This is a genomic window from Hyphomonas sp. (genome assembly GCF_013823385.1).
Taxonomy (GTDB): Bacteria; Pseudomonadota; Alphaproteobacteria; order Caulobacterales; family Hyphomonadaceae; genus Hyphomonas.
In genome coordinates this window covers 1-1177 of the sequence record NZ_PNMA01000154.1, presented here as the reverse complement: position 1 = coordinate 1177, position 1177 = coordinate 1, and the positions used below count along the sequence as shown (strand labels likewise).

General features: G+C 63.0%; 2 protein-coding genes. Both read right to left on the bottom strand.

Annotated features, from left to right (window positions below):
- Nucleotides 1–731, bottom strand: a 731-nt coding sequence (locus C0456_RS20685; RefSeq protein ID WP_291056640.1) for an ATP-dependent metallopeptidase FtsH/Yme1/Tma family protein, incomplete at its 3' end; no start/stop codon positions are given.
- A 17-nt stretch (nt 732–748) separates the two neighbouring features.
- The coding region (locus C0456_RS20680; RefSeq protein WP_291056638.1) for a MarR family transcriptional regulator at nt 749–1177 on the bottom strand (429 nt) is incomplete at its 5' end.

Genomic DNA, 1177 nt, shown 5'->3' with positions numbered 1-1177 from the left:
GCCTGCTCGAACAGGTCGCGCACCCGTGCGGCACCGACGCCCACGAACATCTCGACGAACTCTGATCCCGAGATCGAAAAGAAGGTCACGCCCGCCTCACCCGCCACCGCGCGCGCGAGAAGCGTCTTGCCGGTGCCCGGCGGCCCAACGAGCAATATGCCTTTGGGGATATGTGCGCCCAGCTTTCCGTATTCGGCCGGGTTCTTGAGGAACTCCACGACCTCCTCTAACTCGGCCTTGGCCTCGTCCACGCCGGCCACGTCAGCGAAACTGACGCCGGTTTCCTTTTCCATGTAAACTTTGGCCTTGCTGCGGCCGACCTGCATGAACCCGCCGAAACCCTGCTTGTCGGCGAACTTGCGGAACAGCAGCATCCAGATTCCGAAGAAGACAAGCGCTGGCGCCACCCAGGAAACCAGCGTGCCGAGAAAAGTGTTTTGCGGAACGCCAGTGATCTCGATACCTGACCGGTCTATCCGTTCCAGGATTGCGGGATTCACTACGGTCGTCACGAACTGCTTCTTTCCGTCGACCGGTTCGGCGAAGGTGCCTGTGATAGTGTCTGACCCGACCGCGACAGAGGAAATTTTCCCGTCAGCGAGATACTTCTCGAACTGGCTGTAGCTGATGGGAGCCACGGATTGCCAGCCGGCGATCAGGTTCTGGATGAAAAGCACGGCTATGAAAGCCACCACCCAGTACCAGATGTTGTATTCGGTCTTCTTTTCCATGCCCCTTGTCACTTTCGCTAGCGCCCGAGCCGCGCCCTGATCCGCTCGAGCAGCGCCAGCAGGACGCGCCTTTCGTCCGCCGACAGATCCTGCAGGATTTCATCTTCCAGCGCCGATTGCCGCGGCGCGAGTTCCTTCAGCATCGCCCGGGCCTTCGACGTTGCCGTGACGATCTGCGCCCGCCTGTCGTCGGGCGAGGGCGACCGCTCGACCCAGCCGCCCCGGACCATGCGATCGACGAGCTGGCCGGCTGTGGCCGGGCCGACCTCCAGCCGGTCGGCCAGATCGCTGATGGTCAGCCCAGGCGCATCCTCGACATGCGCCGCCGCCATCCAGGACAGGCGGGTCAGGCCGCTGCCGCGGATGTCGTGGTCGATCCGCTGCTGGATGAGCTGCGCGACCCGGTGGATCGTCGTCCCGATCAGCGCGATGTCCGAAGAGATCAT